This is a genomic window from Thermoflexus sp. (assembly GCF_025055495.1).
GTDB lineage: Bacteria > Chloroflexota > Anaerolineae > Thermoflexales > Thermoflexaceae > Thermoflexus.
This window is the reverse complement of record NZ_JANWXB010000329.1, coordinates 1-16,982: the sequence shown is the minus strand read 5'-3', so window position 1 is coordinate 16,982 and position 16,982 is coordinate 1. Positions and strand designations below refer to the sequence as shown.

At 67.7% G+C, this 16,982-nt stretch carries 14 protein-coding genes; 1 reads left to right on the top strand and 13 read right to left on the bottom strand.

What is annotated here, in order from left to right; translation table 11 throughout:
* Positions 1–457 precede the first annotated feature (457 nt).
* The 8 genes from cas2 to cas6 form a co-directional block, all read right to left on the bottom strand.
* Entirely contained in the window at positions 458–736 is a 279-nt protein-coding gene (cas2, locus tag NZM16_RS10515; RefSeq protein WP_295480290.1) for a CRISPR-associated endonuclease Cas2, read from the bottom strand.
* A gap of 17 nt (positions 737–753) precedes the next feature.
* On the bottom strand, positions 754–1,743 hold the full coding sequence (gene cas1, locus NZM16_RS10510; protein WP_295480288.1) for a CRISPR-associated endonuclease Cas1: 990 nt from the start codon (positions 1,741–1,743) through the stop codon (positions 754–756).
* 48 nt (positions 1,744–1,791) lie between these two features.
* Positions 1,792–3,273, bottom strand: a complete 1,482-nt coding sequence (locus NZM16_RS10505) for a hypothetical protein (protein ID WP_295452738.1) — start codon at positions 3,271–3,273, stop codon at positions 1,792–1,794.
* Between the two features lie 69 nt (positions 3,274–3,342).
* Positions 3,343–4,392, bottom strand: coding sequence for a type III-A CRISPR-associated RAMP protein Csm4 (csm4, locus tag NZM16_RS10500; protein WP_295452736.1), 1,050 nt, complete (start codon positions 4,390–4,392; stop codon positions 3,343–3,345).
* Entirely contained in the window at positions 4,389–5,246 is an 858-nt protein-coding gene (gene csm3 / locus NZM16_RS10495; RefSeq protein WP_295452734.1) for a type III-A CRISPR-associated RAMP protein Csm3, read from the bottom strand. Before csm3 ends, csm4 begins: the two co-directional genes overlap by 4 nt.
* Before the next feature lie 2 nt (positions 5,247–5,248).
* Positions 5,249–5,689, bottom strand: a complete 441-nt coding sequence (csm2, locus tag NZM16_RS10490; RefSeq protein WP_295452733.1) for a type III-A CRISPR-associated protein Csm2 — start codon at positions 5,687–5,689, stop codon at positions 5,249–5,251.
* Between the two features lie 50 nt (positions 5,690–5,739).
* Complete coding sequence (gene cas10, locus NZM16_RS10485) at positions 5,740–8,214, bottom strand: type III-A CRISPR-associated protein Cas10/Csm1 (protein ID WP_295480286.1); 2,475 nt, start codon at positions 8,212–8,214, stop codon at positions 5,740–5,742.
* Entirely contained in the window at positions 8,211–9,182 is a 972-nt protein-coding gene (gene cas6 / locus NZM16_RS10480) for a CRISPR system precrRNA processing endoribonuclease RAMP protein Cas6 (RefSeq protein ID WP_295452730.1), read from the bottom strand. Before cas6 ends, cas10 begins: the two co-directional genes overlap by 4 nt.
* A 213-nt stretch (positions 9,183–9,395) precedes the next feature.
* Between cas6 and NZM16_RS10475 the strand changes: the two genes are divergently transcribed.
* Complete coding sequence (locus NZM16_RS10475; RefSeq protein ID WP_295480284.1) at positions 9,396–10,199, top strand: hypothetical protein; 804 nt, start codon at positions 9,396–9,398, stop codon at positions 10,197–10,199.
* Positions 10,200–10,536: 337 nt separating this feature from the next.
* On the opposite strand, the gene NZM16_RS10470 is transcribed toward NZM16_RS10475, so the two are convergent.
* From NZM16_RS10470 to NZM16_RS10450, 5 genes are all read right to left on the bottom strand, one after another.
* A complete protein-coding gene (locus tag NZM16_RS10470; RefSeq protein WP_295450975.1) occupies positions 10,537–11,583 on the bottom strand; it encodes a homoserine dehydrogenase in 1,047 nt (348 codons plus the stop codon).
* 94 nt (positions 11,584–11,677) lie between these two features.
* On the bottom strand, positions 11,678–12,820 hold the full coding sequence (locus tag NZM16_RS10465) for a hypothetical protein (RefSeq protein WP_295450973.1): 1,143 nt from the start codon (positions 12,818–12,820) through the stop codon (positions 11,678–11,680).
* A 196-nt stretch (positions 12,821–13,016) separates the two neighbouring features.
* Positions 13,017–13,457, bottom strand: coding sequence for a GIY-YIG nuclease family protein (locus tag NZM16_RS10460; RefSeq protein WP_295480283.1), 441 nt, complete (start codon positions 13,455–13,457; stop codon positions 13,017–13,019).
* A gap of 225 nt (positions 13,458–13,682) precedes the next feature.
* Positions 13,683–14,906 (bottom strand): Glu/Leu/Phe/Val dehydrogenase, encoded by a 1,224-nt coding sequence (locus NZM16_RS10455; RefSeq protein ID WP_366946203.1) that lies wholly within the window; start codon positions 14,904–14,906, stop codon positions 13,683–13,685.
* A gap of 571 nt (positions 14,907–15,477) precedes the next feature.
* Positions 15,478–16,746 carry a Glu/Leu/Phe/Val dehydrogenase gene (locus NZM16_RS10450; RefSeq protein WP_295450968.1) on the bottom strand — a complete coding sequence of 423 codons (1,269 nt, stop codon included), beginning with the start codon at positions 16,744–16,746 and terminating at the stop codon, positions 15,478–15,480.
* Between the last annotated feature and the right edge of the window lie 236 nt (positions 16,747–16,982).

Below are 16,982 nucleotides of genomic sequence, written 5' to 3'. Positions count from 1 at the left end.
GATCGCAATCCCCTAAAACGGGTCTCCTCACTGCGACGGCGGCGGGAGGTCTATTCCTATCATCTCCTCTAACTAAGAAAAGGATCTCCCCTTGTCTCCCTTTTTCATACGATTTGCCTCCAATTCTAAGGAGATCCAGCTGGTTTGTCAAGTGATGAAAATGAAACATTCCCAACGACCGCGAATCCCCCCTACTCCGCCGGCCAATCCGGGATTCGCGGAACACCCGCCGTCCTCCCGCTGGGGAAGGCGCCAGATCTGCGGCCAGATCGGCTTACTACCCCCAAATCTGGGGATGCCTCCACAGCCTCGTCGGCCCGCTTTCCGCAAATCCCCCCGGGTTTTCCAGCCTTCTCCCGATTCGCGGAAAACTTAGAATAGCCTAACAAATCCCGGGATCGCCGTCGGTCCCCCCCGCTCTCTCTTCCCCCCGATCCCCCGGCCACCGGCGATCGTCCTACACCACCCAGAAGTCCACCGGCTCCCGGACGGACGCGCCCTGGCCGATCCCCCGGATCCGCCGTTGGCACGCCGCGCATAGGATATAGATCCGCACCGAATCCTCCGGCCGTACCACCCGACGGATCCGCTCCTCGATGCGGGCGATCCGCCCCTCCTCGACCTCCCCCTCAAACACGCTCTTCTGCACCCGATCCAGCGCCCCCAACAGAATCCGCGCCAGCCGCAGGCGTCGAAGGTTGTCGGGAACGTCGTAAGCGATCACTAAATACGGCATCCGGGATCTCCCTCGCCTTAAATCTCCATCGAGAACGGCTCGTATTCCCCCCCGCTCCAGATAGCCCGCGCCAGCCGTCGCACCTGCTCATCCAGGCGCCCCCGCGCCGTCTGAGGGCCTCCGCCGACAGGCCGGCCCATGAAGGCCTCATACGCCGCCAGGTAGCGCCGCAGCGCATCCGGCCTCAGCAGGACCGCCCGGTCTTCCTCCCGCTGCTCGAAGTCCTCCGGCCCGAAGGACCGACGGTTCACCAGGCTGAGGACGAATCGGTCAATATACGCATGGCGGAATTCCTCCGCCAGGTCCAGTGCCAGGGCCGGACGGCCATGGCGCACTTCGTGATAGAAACCCAGATACGGATCCAGGCCGGAGGCGGCGATCTTCCCGATCAGCTCCCCGGTCAGAAGGGCATACCCCAACGAGAGCAGCGCGTTCACCGGGTCCCGGGGCGGCCGCCGGCTACGGCCCTCGAACGACAGCTCGCCTCGCACCATCTCCCGAAAGGCCTCGAAATAAATCGCTGATCCGCTCCCCTCGATCCCCCGCAGCGTCCGAAGGTCTGGGAGGCCGCGGGCGAGGCCAATCCGCTGCTCGAGGGCGATCGTCCACCTCTCCCACTTCGGGCCCGGATAGGTGCGGGCATACCGCATGATCAGCCGCCGAGCGTTCTCCAGTTTCCCGGCTACGATCGGAGCGGCCAACCGGCGGCGAAACCCCTCATCCTGGTAGCGCTCAAACTGCCGCAACCGCAATGGGACGTTCCGGGAAACGATGGGCGCCAGGCGCCCTTTCAGCCGCCCTTCCATGGTGAAAAAGCATGTCTCGACCCCATGCGCCAACAGCAGCGAAATCGCCGGGGTCGTGAGCTGGACGTTTCCGAACACCCACACGCCTTCAACCTGGAAGGCCGGGACGCTGAGCAGCGTCTCCCCACCCTTGCGCACGAACAGGCGTTCCCCCTCCCGGCTCAGGGTCGCTCCCTGCTCCACCAGATACAGCACCGGCATCGCTGCCCCCCCAACGCGCGCGTAAGGACCGCTGCCCCGCCGCGCCGTTCAAGCCGCACGCTGCCGGAGATGCCCTTCTGCGAACTCCGCGATGGCTCGGTAGGGGTCCGCCCGGATATCCACCTCCAGCATCCGCATGATCTCCTCCAGCCCTTCCACCGGGCTTAGGGCCCGGCCGTCGGACCTCTTGGGGGCATAGCGGGCCCACAGGCTCTCCTCGGAGACCCCGTGGAAGTCATGGCCGATGATGGTGCGGTGGCGTAGCTCCACCAGCGGGTCGAGCTGGTTCACCCGCCGCAGCAGCGCCTCGTATCGCCGGCGCCGCTCCTCCGGCAGCAGCGGGTGCCCGTCTGCCCCCTTCCCTCCCTCCACCGCATACGCCAGCATCGCCTTGTAGGTGGGCCGGGAGACGCTCCGCCAGTCCAAGGGATGGCCCTCCACCAGCTGCCGCTCCAAGTATTCCCGCAAGGCCGGGTTGGACTGTATGCCCTCCGCCCACCGCCGCAGGTTCTCCTCGCGCACGGCGGGGGAGAGGTCGGTGGAGAGGCCGTAGATCTCTTCCACCAGGAGCCGCAACACGGCCTCCTGCAGGCGGTAGACCCGGCCCAGGAAGTCCGCGTAACGGCGGTGGAGGTAGGTGATCCGGGCGTTCCAGAACAGCTCCCGCAACAGGGCCTTCAGCCGCGAGCGCCCTTCCCCCTCCCGCAGCAGCGGGTCCAGGTCGTCGCGCAGGCGCCGCTCGTCGATGAACTGCCGGAGGGCGCGATCCCCGTCGCGGTAGGCCTCCCGGAGGGCCTCCTGGGCGGCCTCGAAATCGAAGTCCAGCCGCCGGGCGGCGTAGCGGACCAGGGGGATCAACCCCGGGGGCGCCCCCAACCGCTCCAGCAGGGGGAGGGCATTGGCGAAGTCGAGGTGTCGCAGCCGCTCCACGGCGGCTTCCTCCTGGAAGGCGCGGACCACCTGTTGCCCGGCCCGCAGGAAGACCGGCTCCCGGCCCTGCGGAAGGTAAACCGTCTGCAGGCGGTCGCCGTAGTAGCGAACCCCCTGCAGCAGCAGGGCCGTGTTGCACGCCGGCGTCCCCCCGGCCAGCACCACGTAGCACACCTCCACCTCCCGCGGGTCGCAGGGGAGCTCCCGCAGCAGGCGGCCCATCGCCTCGAAGGCCTCGTCGTAGAGCGACGGGTTGATGCGCGCGATGGTCCGGGCCTCCGCCCGGCGCACCTTGCCCCCCAGCCGGCCGGGCAGGACCTGCGCGATGATCTGCGCGAAGAAGAGGGTGTCGGTGTGCCGGAACCTGGGGTCCTCCTGGTCGGTGCCGAACAGCGCCAGGAGGTCCAGCCCCTCCGGGTGGGATCGCAACAGCTCCCGCAGGCTCGGCTCGATGATCGGGAAGGTCAGCCGTTCCGCCGCCGCCGGGTCCCGCTGCAGGAGGTTCCAGATCTCCTCGCCCCGCTCGCGGGCCCGGTCCAGGAACTGGCCGTCGAAGGCCACGTCGCGGGAGCCCACGTTGCACAGCACCACAACCGTCATCGCAGGCCTCCTCCAGATCAGCCAGCGAAAGGCAGCGGCTCCGCTTCGTCGCTGCGCTTCCGGGCGGGCTCAGCCGGAGCCCGCCGGGCCGCCCCCGAGGGCCGCCGCCCCCACCGGGAAGGCGAACCCATACCGGTAGATGCGGTGCGGCAGGGGCTCGGGCGTCTCCAGAGGGGTGACGTCCGCCAGAGCCCCCCACAGCCCCTGCGGGTCGCCCGTCAGGGCCGAGCCCTCGGCGAACATCCGCACCGTCCGTCGGCGGTAAGGGGCGGCCAGCCGCCCGCCGATCCACCCGCCCCGGGTCAGCCACCCGTATCGGGCCCCGGGGCCCAGAAGGCGTGGGGCCTGCTCGCGGGGCGGGTAGACCGGGGAGAGGGTGACGAAGGCGCCCGCCTCTGGGTCCCCCAGGGGCTCTGCGGGCTCGAAGCGGGGGTCGAACAGCCCGTGGCCCGCGCTGCGGTCGCCCCCGATCCCCGTGTCCCCCAGCAGCCGGACCGCCGCTCGGAAGCGGTCCGCAAGCTCAGGGCGGCGGTAGCGGACCCGGAAGAAGAGGCCCGCCCGCGCTGTCGGCTCCGGGCCCGGCTCGCGGAAGACCAGGCGGCCGAAGTGCCATAGGCTGGAGGCCTGGGTGAGGAGGTCCAGGGTCACCCGCGGGATGCGGCCCCGGGCCCAGAAGCGCTCACCCTCCAGCGCCCGCAGCCGGAAGGCGGCGCGCAGCCCCTCCGCCTCCTCCGGCGTCAGCCAGGCGGTTCCCTCGTGGATCGACTCAACCTCCCCGACGGGCGCGCCCTCCAGCATCCGGCGCAGGAGCTCTTCCGAGACGAACGCCACGTCCTTCAGCGACCGGTCGGGCGGGAGCTCCCGGGCCGGCAGGTAGGGCCGGGGGTAGAAGCGGACCGGCCCGGCGAAGGGGAAGGCAGAGGAGATCAGGACGGGCGGCTCGGGGCCGAAGAGCTCCGCCTGCCGCGCCCCCTCCCCGAACAGCATCGCCCACGCCGTCCCCAGGGCCGCGTAGAGGGTGTCCGCGTGGAGGAAGGGCGCCGTCTCCTCTAGGCCGATCCCCCGCTCCCCCAAATGGAAGGCACCGCGGGGATCCAGGTAGACGATTTCCTCCCTCATCCCCCCCGCCCTCCGAAGGTCGGGATGCGGGCGGCCAGCTCGTCGAAGGCGGCCAACAGCTCCTCCACGGTCCGGCCCTCCCCCAACGGCACCGGCGGATGGGCCGTGGGGTCCAGGTAGTGGGCGATCGGCTTCCACAGCACCTGGAGATCCCGGAAGGCCACCCGGCCGTAGCCCCGGCTCCCGCTGCCGCCCAGGTAGTCGTCCTCCAGCAGCCGCATCCCCAGCAGCACAGTGCGGAAGGCCTCGCGGTCATGCCCGTCGTAGACCGAGAGGAGCATCTCCGCCTCGAAGCGGGCGCCGGCGGGCACACGCTCCATCTGGCGCGGGTTGGCGGCGGCGGTGATCACGTCGATGGCCGCCTCCCACTTCACCTCGGTGTAGGGGAGATCGGTGTTGATCTCCGCCCACGGCTTGCGGACCAGCTGGCCGTTCTCGTCCATGATCTCCACTTCCTCCAGGAGGCGGCCGTCGCGGACGATCAGGCGGACGGGCTCGAAGGCCCGCTGGCCGGCCACGCCGAAGGCCCGGCAGAGGGGGCACGGGGCGCCGTCGCCGCGATATTCCCGCTCGTTCTCGCACCAGTGGATGCGGATAGGGGGGACGTTCCCACGGCCCTCCACAAGGGTCTTAAGGGGCTTGCCCAGAGCTCGGGTGAGCAGGGAGCGCATCTTGCCCTTGAGGGAGGAGCCGGGGACATACGGGCGCCCGGTCACCGGGTCGCGGATCACCACGTTGTCCAGGCCGCCGATCTCCATCCCGGCCCCCGCCCCGCCGATGCGCAGCCCGGTCAGGGCCTGCAGGACGCCCCGGATCACGATCTTCCCCTGCAGCGAAACCGTGTTCCCCGTCATCCTCAATCCCTCCCGCCAAAGGCTTTGTGATAGGCCAGGATGGCCTCGAAGAAATCCACCATCCGGCGGAACCGCTGGAGGACGTCCGCCTCGCTCGGGTTGCCGGCGAAGACGGCGTCGACGGCCGCCGTCAGCACGTCGCGCAGCCGCGGGCCGCCGCTTTTGGCCCGGGCCGCCATGTAGGCCAGCTTGGGCTTGAGCATGCGCAGGCGGTGGGGGTCGAAGCGCATCTGCAGGCGCTTGACCTCGCCGAAGACGTTTCGGATCTGGGAGGTCGTCAGCCGTTGCTGCACCAGCTCCTGGCCGATGCGCTCCGCCTCCTCCACAAGGACCTGGTAGTTCCCCTCCTGGATGATGCGGCGGATGGATTCCTTCTCGTTCGCCGCCGCAGCGGAGGGCGTCCCTCCGCCCCTGCCGGTCGCTGAAACCTCTGGGCTCTTCATCCTCTCACCTCCTTCAGTTGGAATGGGACACGGCAAGCCATCGCTTCCCTTCACCGTCGGGTCATCCACTCCACCCAGCGGGCCAGGGGATGCAGCAGCCGAAGGCGCTCCCCGCCCCGGTCGAGGAGCTCCTGCTGAAAGCGCTGGAGGACCGGACGAACGGAATTAGGCTGGCGGGCGATGGCGTAGACCAGGCGCCAGCGGGCCCGGTGGAACCCGACCATCCGCGCGAGGTCCTGAGGGCGCAGGCGGGCCGCCCGCCCGAGCTGGGCCTCGGCCTCGATCAGGACGGCGATGCTCATGAGACGGTGCAGGAAACCCCGGGCCAGCCGCGACGCCTCCGGATCCTCCGGGCGGATCAGCCGCTCGAGCTCCATCGCCCACCCCCGGATCCACTCCGCCTCCTCCCACGCCAGCACCACGCCGAAGAACCCGAAGGCATCCTTGTCCCGCCCATCGGGATGCCGGAGGCCCTTGGCCGCCTCCAGGTGGTCGCCCGCCTCCGCCGCCGCCTGGTAGAGGGGGAACTTCTCTCTGTGCATCGAGATCCCTCCGCTCAGGGTCACGCTCGGGTTGCCCGCGGCGAAGGCCCGGAAGCGCTCCCGGATCCGGAAGGCGGCCTCTAAAGCCCGGTCCCATGAGCCCACCAGCAGCAGGTCGTCGCCGCCGGAGTAGATCAGGTAGAGGTGCTGCCGCTCCGGGTCCACTTCCCCGCACAGGACCGGAAGATAGCCCTCGAAAAAGAGGGAGAGCATGTGGCTGAGGGTGGCCACGCGCGAGAGGGAGTAGCGGTCCCCCAGGCCGAAGCGGAACAGCCGCCCCAGGTGGTCCACATCCATCCGCAGGCACGCCCAGGCCGGGTTCCCCCGGGAGGTCTCCGCCATCCGGTTCAGCTCCACGATGGACCCATCTCGCTCGATCGGCGTGAAGACCGGCAGGTAGCGGAAATCGTGGACTGGGACATCCCCGAAGGGGGTGAGGTCGGCGTGGTGGACCCGGATCACCCGGTCGCCGGGCTGGAAGGATCGCGGGAGCTCCCGCTCGTCACAGAAGCGGACGTCCAACCCCATGCCGTTGAGGACGGTGCGCCAGGTGAAGCGCCCGCGCATGGCCGGCCGGACAGGGCGCAGGACCATATAAGCGTTGCGCCGGGCGAGGTCGCTCCCCAGCTCCTCAAAGCTGCGGCAGAGGGAGCACTTCTGCACGTCCTCATCGGGGCGGCGCTCCACCGGGCGCTCGATCGCCCCGATCTTCTCCGCCTCGGCGTGGCAGACGTCGCAGCGGTCTTGCAGGCCGCCGCCCCCGAAGGGGCCCACCAGCCGCGCGTAATGGCGCTCGAGGACGCGGTCGAAGCGGCGGGCCTTGCGCTCGCCGAGGCGGGCGGAGAGCTCCGCCCAGCGCTCCGGCAGCCGGCCCTCCCCCAGGTGGAAGTCCTTGCCGTGCAAGGTTACAGCCTCCAGGGCAATGGCCAGGTCCCCGCCGTGGGCCTCGACCAGGACCTCATCGATGCGCTCGGCCAGCCCCGACAGGCGATCCCGAGCGGAAAGGGGGGCGATCAGGAAGAAATGACCGCCGGAGCTATACACCAGCTGGGTGGGAGGCAGATCCAGCTCCCGCAGTATGAACTCCACCGTGGCATCGGCCAGCAGGGAGAGATAGGCGGAACGGCCGCGCAGGCTTTTGGCCGCCCCCTCCGAGCTGATGGCGTAAAGGAACCGCTGAATGCCGGAGAGATCGCCGCCGACCAGCAGGGCGACCGGCTCGTCGGGGAATCTCCCCCCGCGGGTGGCTTCCTCAAAGCGGCGGAGGGTTTCCTCAGGGAACTCGCCGATGCACACCGTCAGGGCGGCGACGGCCCGGAGATGATCGTAGAGGCTCACATCGGGCTCGTCGCGATAGGCGGCCGCCGGGATGCACCAGGCGAAGCGGCGGAGCATGGCCAGGAGGGCGGTCAGGGCGGAGGCGGGCGCCTGCCAGACCTCCGGATGAAGCCCCTCCAGGGCGTCCTCGAACCCCTTCCAGAGGCCCGGGTAGCCCAGCGAGAGGGATCCCACGGGTTGGGGGAAGATCGCCTCCCAGGCCTCGGGGGCGAACCCCCCTGGCCCGCCGGGAAGCGGCGTCGTCCGGTAGCCCCAGCTCGAGGCGTCCGGGAGCGGCGAGCGCCCGGGCAGACGGAGGGCGGCGGGGAGGGCCCGCAGGGGCTCCCGGGCCGGATCCCCGACTTCCTCGTCCTCGCGGGCGGCCCGTTCCCCGGAAGCCAGGCGATCGGCCACGATCAGAGCGCGGGCGTCCCGATCGTAAGGGGCGCCGTGGTGATCGCGGATCGCCTCGACCAGCCGTCGGCGATCCGCTGGAGAAAGAAAGGCCAGGCGGGGGGCCAGCCGCTCCGCCGTCCACTCGGCGCCATGCTCCTCGTGGGGACGCCGTTCGAGGCCCCAAAGCGCCCGCTGGCGGAACTTGCCGATGTCGTGGAGCAGGCCGATCAGCGCCTGAAAGGCACGATCTGCGCTCGGATTCGCGCTCATAAGGGGATCACCTCCATGCGTCCCAGGCCCATACTGGCGAGCTTGCCCACATGCAGGAGCTGGCCCATCGCCAGCAAGAGGGCGAACGGCTCAAAGCCGTCCGGGCTCTCGTAGACCACCGTCCCCACCGCCCCACCGACCCGCATCGCGGTCCGCTGGCGGGTGGAGTAACGACGCAGATCGAGCCAGCGGGTGTGGTCCTCCGCCCGGCGGACGGCCTGCGCCGCCTCGACCAGGCCAGGGTCCGGCGCAAAGTCAGGGAGGAGGCCGTAGGCGGCCTGCAGCGCCCGGATCCGGTGGAGGAGAGCCTGGATCAGGGCGGGGAACTCCACCGGATACACCAGGTCATCCCGGAGCTCCAGGCGGGCCGGGGTGGCGAAGCGAACAGCCAGTCGGCCCGCGCGCAGATCCGGAACCGCCCATTGGATGGGGGAGGCAGGTGGATGATCCATCGGGCTCCCTTCCTCGTAAATCACCCGGGGCCCAGAGGGGGTGTGCATCTCCGCGCGGGCGAGGCGGAAGGGCTGGTGGGGGCCGCCGAGGCCGCGGCGGGCCATTTCCATAATCGCGTAGAGGTAGTAAGGCAGGTGCTCCCGCGCGCGCCCGATCACCGTGAGCCCGAAGGACAGATGGTCACCGGGGGAAAGGGAAAGCGGCGCTGGCTTGGCGAATCGATCGGCGGGAGGGTCGAAGGGGACTTCCAGGGTGAACGGCGTGGGCAGGCGGGCGTAGCGGACGGCCTCGGGGTGATCGGGCGGGGCGTAGGGCTCGAAGAGGACAGGGTAGGCGCACGAAAAGCGCAGGGGGCACGGCGCGCAGGCCGGCATGCGGGTGGCGCAGACGATCCGGCGCAGAGTGTGGCCCAGCGCCCCTCTCAGGGTGAGGCCGGGGAAGGGGGAGAGGGCGACCGGGGCCTCGGCGATCAGGATAAAATCGTAGCGGCTGATGGGCAGTTCGATCGATCTCATAGGCCCTGTGATGCGGAGAGCTCAAGTTGCGCTATGGAGTGCGTCGTGAAGGAGCGAAGGTCGCCTCCATGATATAGCCACGCACGAGGGACGTCAACGCAATCGGGCAGGTTCATAAATCGGCAAGCGATCAGGCCGCGTCGAACGGATGGCAGGCTACATCGGATCGAGGTATAATCGCCCTTGGCAGGCTGGCGTGTGGGGGCAGGAATGATGTTCACCGTGCGTGATTTCGAGGATCTGATCCGCCTGCTGGACCAGCGACCGGAGTGGCGGGAGGCGCTGCGGCAGCGGATCCTGACGCGGGAGCTGCTGGAGCTGCCCGCCCAGATCCAGGCGCTGCGCGCGGAGACCGAGCGGCGGTTCCAGCGGGTGGAGGAGCAGATCGCCGCGCTGGCGGAAGCCCAACGGCGGCACTATGAGGAGTTTGTGGCCCACCGTCAGGAGTTCCTCGCCCACCGCCAGGAGACCGATCGCCGCTTCGCCGAGCTGGCCGAGGCCCAGCAACGCACCGAACGGGAGCTTCTAAAGCTGATCCGAAACCAGGATCTGCTCCAGTCCACCCTCGATCGTTTCGCCCAGATCATCGGCCCAATTGTGGAAGAGCGGCTGATCCCAGCCCTCCGCGTCTGGTTGGAAAGCCAGGGAGGAACCCCCTTGGGACCTGTCGTGGCGATGACCCTCGATGGGATCGGAGAAGTCGACGGCGCTCTCCCCGTGCGATGGCCCGATGGCCGTGAGGGATGGATCCTAGTTTCGGTCAAGGCTAAGGTATGGCCCCGGTCCATCGAGGATTTCGCGAAAGACATCCTTCAGAACCCCCAGGCCCGGGCTGCGCTCCGAGATAAAGGCGTGAGCGATCTGGTCTGGCCGATCGTGTTTGGGCTGACCGTCGACGATCGAGCGCCTCGGACGGCCGAACAAGAGAAAATCGGATTGCTCTCCAGCCAGCAGGGGATGATCGTGCCGCCCATCCCATGGTCTCTGGAAAAGGGCAACTATCTCTCCGATACATAACTTGGAGTAACGCAGTGGGGAGCCTGCCCGCGGAGCAGAGGATAGCTCTGCGTTCTGCAAACCCTCTCCTCTACGGCCCAAGCCGCTATGGGCAGAAAGATGAGGGGGAAATTCCCTGATCAGGGGACACTACCCCTGCGCTGGCTTGGAAAGCCATGAAGGAAGAGGGGGCGGGGCGACAGCGTCGGGAGCTGATCGGACGAGATGGAATGGCCCCGCCCCCAATGGCGGACTCGCTTGTCCTTTAAGTCCTTTCCCATTCACCCAGTGCCGGGCCCCTGGCCACCGCATGAGCCTTCTCCAGTTCTCGTTTTGTGAACCTCGCGACCGCGAGCTTTCACTCCCAGCGACCCCGGGCCACGTGGAGGAGATCCGCCAGGAGCCCGAAGGCTGTCTGGGCCGGCTCAGGCTCGTGTTCGATCAGGGTGAGCTGCTTTAAGGTGTCGGTGCGCAACGCGATCACCGAGGAGGTTCCCCGCACGTAGGCCAGAAGATCCTCCGTGGACACCGCCTCCGGCGCCACCCGGGCTCGCACATTCCCATCGTCCGTTCGCTCTGCCGTGCAGACCAGCTTGATCCGCCGCCCCTCCCGTCGGGCGTCCGCCACATCCTCCGGGCGGATCCCACGGATCCCCGTCCGCTCCACCTGATCCGGCCGGAGATCCGCCTCCATCCAAACGTTGGCCAGCACGCAGGTCTTGACCGCCGCATCCCACCCATCGATATCATTCGATGGATCCGCCTCGGCGATGCCGATGGCCTGGGCCTCCCGCACCGCCTCCTCGAAGGGGATCCCCTCCTCCATCCGGGTGAGGATGAAGTTGGTGGTGCTGTTGAGGATCGCCCGGAAACCCAGGATGCGGGTGGCCGGCAGCCCCTCACGGACCAAGCTGAAGAGCGGGGCGCCGTCCATCACGGTGGATTCGAAGAGGAAAGCTCGGCCCCGCGAGCGGGCCAGCTCCCGCAGCTCCCGGTAAGCGAAGGCCAGGGGTCCCTTGTTGGCGGTTACCACATGGCGGCCGGAGCGCAGGGCCGCCCGCACATGATCCGTGGCCGGCTGGCCGGTGCGGGGATCCAGCACGGTGATCTCGACCACCACATCCGCCGGGCAGCGCTCGATGAAGGCGATAGCCTCCGCCGGCGCGGGGCTCCGGCTCAGGGCGCTGAGATCCCCGCCGCTTTCCACGGTGGTTAGCGCAGCGGCCAGATCCAGACCATCCGGATCCCACGCCGCCCCCCGGCGGGCGGTGAGGATCCCGGTGACCCGGATGTCGAGGGCGTAACGCTGGCGGATCTCCTCGTGCTTTCTCAGAAGCAGGCGGGCGAAAGCCCGGCCCACCGCCCCGAACCCGATCAGGGCCACGCGTTGAACCGGCGCGCTCATCCGTTTGCCTCCTTGAGTGGGATAAGAGGTCGTTCGTAAAAGCTGTCCGAGGGGATCCAACCGCCCTCCATTCGCGGGCGGCTCCCGCGCGATGTTAACGCTCCGCATCGATGAGGATCTCGCCCCGGGTGTAACGCCGAACCGCCTCATAAACCGGCCGGGGGCGGAAATCCAGATCGAGAAAGGCATAGCCCTCCAAGACAGAGGTCTCCCGCCACGGGTAGCGCAGCGCCCACATGGCGACCACTGGGCACCACGGCCAGTGCCGCCGCGCGTATTCATAGGCCCGCACGGTGTAATCCGCCCGCACCTCCGGCGGCAGCCCATGGTCGTAATCCGGCGACTCGTTCCATCCGGTCTCTGTGATATAGATCGGCCGCTCATCCCCGTAGAGGCGCATGATCGCCCGCATCAACTCCACCCGACGGAAGTTCAGCCGCCGGGGATCCGGCGGCTCCTCCGGCGGGTTTCCGAACCCATATGGATGCATGGCCCACCCGTCCAGATAGGGGGCGATCCCCCGGTCATAGACTTCGCGCAGGAACCGCAGATCGTTCATCGCGTGGAACGAATCCTCCAGGGTGGGCGCCGGCCCGCCCGCCAGCACCGGCAGATCCGGCGCCACCTGCTTGACCGCCGGATACACCGCTTTCATCAGGGCGACGAACGCTGCCGGATCCGGCGGCCGATCCCCCCACTCAATGTAAAGGTTGGGCTCGTTCCAGATCACCAGAGCGGCGATCTGACTCCGGTAACGGGCGGCGAAGGCGGCGACGAAGCGGGCAAAGGGAAACACGGCTTCAGCACCCAGGTAGGTCGCTGGGGCGCGCCATGGACGCGCCCAACCTGGCACCATCCCCATGCGGGCGATGACCTTCAAGCCCTCCCGCCGCGCCAGGAAGATCCGCAGGTCGCTGTGCCGCCAATTATAACGTCCGGGCTCCGGCTCCAGATAGGGCCATGGGAAGAACTCCACCACCCAGGCCGCCCCCATCCCTCGGACCATCTCGAAGGTGCGATAAATGCGGGCCGGGTCGACCTCATCGGTCACCCGGGTGTGGATCCCGACGACGGGATTCACCGTCTCCGGGGCGCGGGGGGGACCCAGCGTCAACACCAGCGGCCCTCGGGCGGAAGACGGAACCGCCAAGACGATGAACGCCGTGATCCAGCGGAGCGCGCTGAAGCGGCGGTCCGCCGGGCGCTTGAAATGCGAATACCTCGCCGATCCTGTCATCGCGCGGTTTGGCTCATGCTCCGAACGCATGGGGGCCAGGTTGCGCGAAGCGGTCTGAGATGGGAATTGGAATCCACTCTATCGCAACCCAGCGGATTGCTCAACCCCATCGGAGGGATGCAAGTCCTCGCTCCCTGGGGCCAAGACTTGGATCCCCCACGAAAACCTGGGGGAAACCGGCGGCCTCGCTTCGATCTCATGGCAGGACGCCATCGAAGTCCGAAAACGGGCGAAGGCCCAGCTCGGCCATCATCTGACGGAACGCTGCAACATCCGGGAGGGCGAAGAGATGTGTCGGGCAACGGCAATCACTGCTGCCGAACCGGGGGATCGCCGGAGGCAATCGCTGGGCCAGCGCGCGGGCCAGCCGGCACTCCATCGATGGATCCCCGGTCTCCATCACGAAGGCCCCACGCCATGTCCCAGCGGCCAGCAGAAAATCGATGTGCCAGCGGCGGGTGAGGTTCCGCCCATCGGCCACATCCCGATGTCGCAGCAACCGTCGAAATCCACCCGGACCTTGCGCCGAGCCCACATAGGCATAAGCGCCGGCGAGCCGCCAGCGCCCCAATCCGCCGACCACGACCTCCGCGTGGGCCTCCAGCCACAACACATAAACCCCCCGAGCCAGTCCCATGGACATCTCCCACGTCCTTCGATTTGGGGGATTGGAGAGAGGGGCTGTTGTCCTCCCGGGGCAAGCCCGTTTGGGGGCGATGGCCTCTCCCCTCTTCCCACTGTCCAGAGGGTCGTGGGGATACAAGAGAAAACATCTGCGCCTATGACATGCGCAACCCTTGTGGGAGCCACCGCCCACGCAGGCCCTGGCGCGCCTCCCAGCGCGCCCTCCGATCGCCCATCCCTACGGATAGATGCCCCGGATCAGGGTCGCCTGGGCGACCCGCCAGATCGCCAGCGCCTGGGCCGCCGTCCGATAGTCCCCCGGCTTCAGGCCGTAGCGGCGCAACTCCTCTTCCTTCGCCAGCACCTCGTAGAAGGCCCGCCGGAGGATCCGCTCCATCCGGCTGTTGATCTCCTCTTCGGTCCAGAAAAACGACTGCAGGTCCTGAACCCACTCGAAATACGAAGCCACCACCCCACCGGCGTTGCACAGGATGTCCGGCACGATGAAGACGCCCTTCTCGATCAGGATCTCATCCGCCTCCGGGGTCGTGGGGCCGTTCGCCCCCTCCGCCAGGATGCGGGCCTGCACGTTCGGCGCGTTCTCAGCGGTGATTTGGTTCTCTAAGGCTGCGGGGATCAAGACATCGACCTTCAGGGCCAGAAGCTCCATATTGGTAATGGGTTCGGCTTCGGGGAAGCCCCTAACGGTTCGATGTTGCCGGACGTGCTCCATCAGCCGGGGGATGTCCAGGCCCTCCGGATTGTAGATCCCCCCATGGACATCGCTGACCGCCACGACCCTAGCTCCCATCTGGTATGCCGTCAGGGCCGCATAGGAGCCGACATTCCCAAACCCCTGGATCGCAATCGTCGCCTGCTCCATCGGGATCTTGTGAAGCTTCAGGGCCTCGGCCACCACCATCATCACGCCGCGGCCGGTCGCTTCCACCCGTCCCAGGGTGCCGCCGATCTCCAGAGGCTTTCCGGTCACCACCGCCGGCTGGGTGAACCCTGTGTGCATGGAGTACGTGTCCATAATCCAGGCCATGATCTGAGGATTGGTCCCCACATCCGGGGCCGGGACATCCCCGCCCGGATGCATCAGGAGGCTGATCTCGGTGGCATACCGTCGGGTCAGCCGTTCCAACTCCCGAGGGGAGAGCTTCGCAGGATCGACCGCCACGCCGCCCTTGGCCCCGCCATAGGGGATGTTCACCAGGGCGCATTTCCAGGTCATCCACATCGCCAGCGCCCGCACCTCTTCCAGCGTGACATCCGGATGATAGCGGATACCCCCCTTCGTCGGGCCCCGGACAGCGTTGTGATGCACCCGGTAGCCGGTGAACATCCGAATGGATCCATCATCCATCTGGACGGGGAAATTGACGATCAGCTCCCGCTTGGGTCGGCGCAGGAATTCGATGAGCCCCTTCTTGAGGGGATGGCCGGAGGCCTCCAACATATGGGCCGCCTTGTCGAATTGCGCCAGGGCCGCATGCCAGGCCTGAAGCCCCTTTCGAACGGCCTCTGGAGAGGGAGAGTAAAAGGCGCTATACGAAACTTCCATCGGGTGTTCCGCTGCCATGGATCCTCCTTCAATCATTGAGGGCTGGCCTTTGGGCGAACTCATGCCTCTTTTCTCTGAGGAGCTTGGGAGGCAGCCCCGCCCGCCCCCAAGGGATTCGATTCCCCTTCCCTGCGGCCCAAAAGGCCGTGAGGAGGGGGATCCAAGGATGGGGCCATTCCACCTCGTCCGATCGGTTTCCGACTGCGTAACTCCTGGGGAGGAGGCGCAAAAACCCAGGGGGGCGCAGCCAGACGCTGAAGGCGCTTGACTCCACCCGCAAACCCCGTGAGGAGATCAGCGATGTCGCCTCATGGAGCGGGCGGGCCACCTTGAGCGGCCCGCCCACCCCAGAGTCTCTGGGATGAAAATGAAAGGTGGCAGCGGCTTTTACCGCTGCCACCTTCGTTTTCCCCTTCAGGCGGCTCCGCGGGGCCATCCACCTCCCTAGAGCCCCCCGTCCGGGGGATTACACCCAGCCCCGCAGCCGCATCGCTTCCACCACCCGCTCGATCGCCACGATGTAGGCGCCCAGACGGTTGTGCACCTTGTAACGCTGCGCGGTCTCATGCACAGCGTGGAAGGCGGCCGTCATCTTCTCATCCAGCCGCCGGTGCACCTCCGCCTCGCCCCAGTAGTAGCCGTAGGCGTTCTGCACCATCTCGAAGTAGGAGACCGTGACCCCACCCGCGTTGCACAGAAAATCTGGAATGACATACACCCCGTTCTCGTGGAGGATGTGATCGGCCTCCGGTGTGGTGGGGCCGTTCGCCAGCTCCGCCACGATACGGGCCTGGATCCGCGAAGCGTTCCCGGCGGTGATCTGGTTCTCCAGAGCCGCCGGGAACAGGACCGTCACCGGAAGCTCCAGCAGCTCTTCGTTGGTGACCGTATCTGTCCCCGGAAAGCCCACCACCGTCCCGTGCTCCCGCTTCCAGGCCGACAAAGCCGCGAAGTCCAGGCCCTTCGGGTTATAAACCCCGCCCTGGGAGTCGCTGACGGCCACCACCTTCAGGCCCAGGAGCTCCGTCCCCAGCCGATGGGCATGCTGGCCCGCGTTCCCATACCCCTGGATGGCCGCGGTGGCCCCGTTCAGGTCCAGGCCCAGCACCTTCGCCGCCTCCCGGGTGGCGTAAATCCCGCCGCGGGCCGTCGCATCCTCCCGCCCCTTGCTCCCGCCCAGAGGCAGCGGCTTGCCGGTGATCACGCCGGGCGCGTTATAGCCGACGATGGTGCTGTATTCATCCATCATCCAGGCCATGATCTGCGGATTAGTGTATACATCGGGCGCCGGCACATCCCGCTCCGGCCCGATGAACAGCGCGATGGCCCGGATGTAGGCCCGGCTGATCCGCTCCAGCTCCCCCTGGGAGAGATGCTTGGGATCGCACACCACGCCGCCCTTCCCACCGCCCAGCGGCAGATCCATCACCGCCGTCTTCCAGGTCATCCAGGCCGCCAGGGCCCGAACCGTGTCAAGGGTTTCCTGGGGGTGATAGCGGATCCCGCCCTTCGCTGGGCCCCGGGCATCGTTATACTGCACCCGGAACCCCCGGAAGATCCGGATCGAACCATCATCCATCCGGACGGGGAAGGTGACCTGGATCTCCAGCTTCGGCCAGCGGAGCATCTCATGGACATGAGGCTCCAGGCCCATGACCTGAGCGACCTCGTCCAGCTGCTTCTGGACGATCTCGAACGGATTCAGGGTCTCCTGTCGGATCTGTTCTACCGCCATGGCCGCTTCTCCTGTCGATAGAGTTTAGACAATCGGACTTCGGACCAATTCGCCGATCCTTTCCTCCGGGGCATGGGGGGCCGGGCGAGGCCGCCCGAGACAGCCCTACCCGATCCCCCAAAATCCCCATCAAGGGGAGCAGAGGGAGCGAAGGGCCGTTCTCGAGAGACTGCGAGGGTGGGAGATCGGGGTCCGTCAATAATGAGAACGGGGCCGCCGCGGGCACGGTGGCCCCG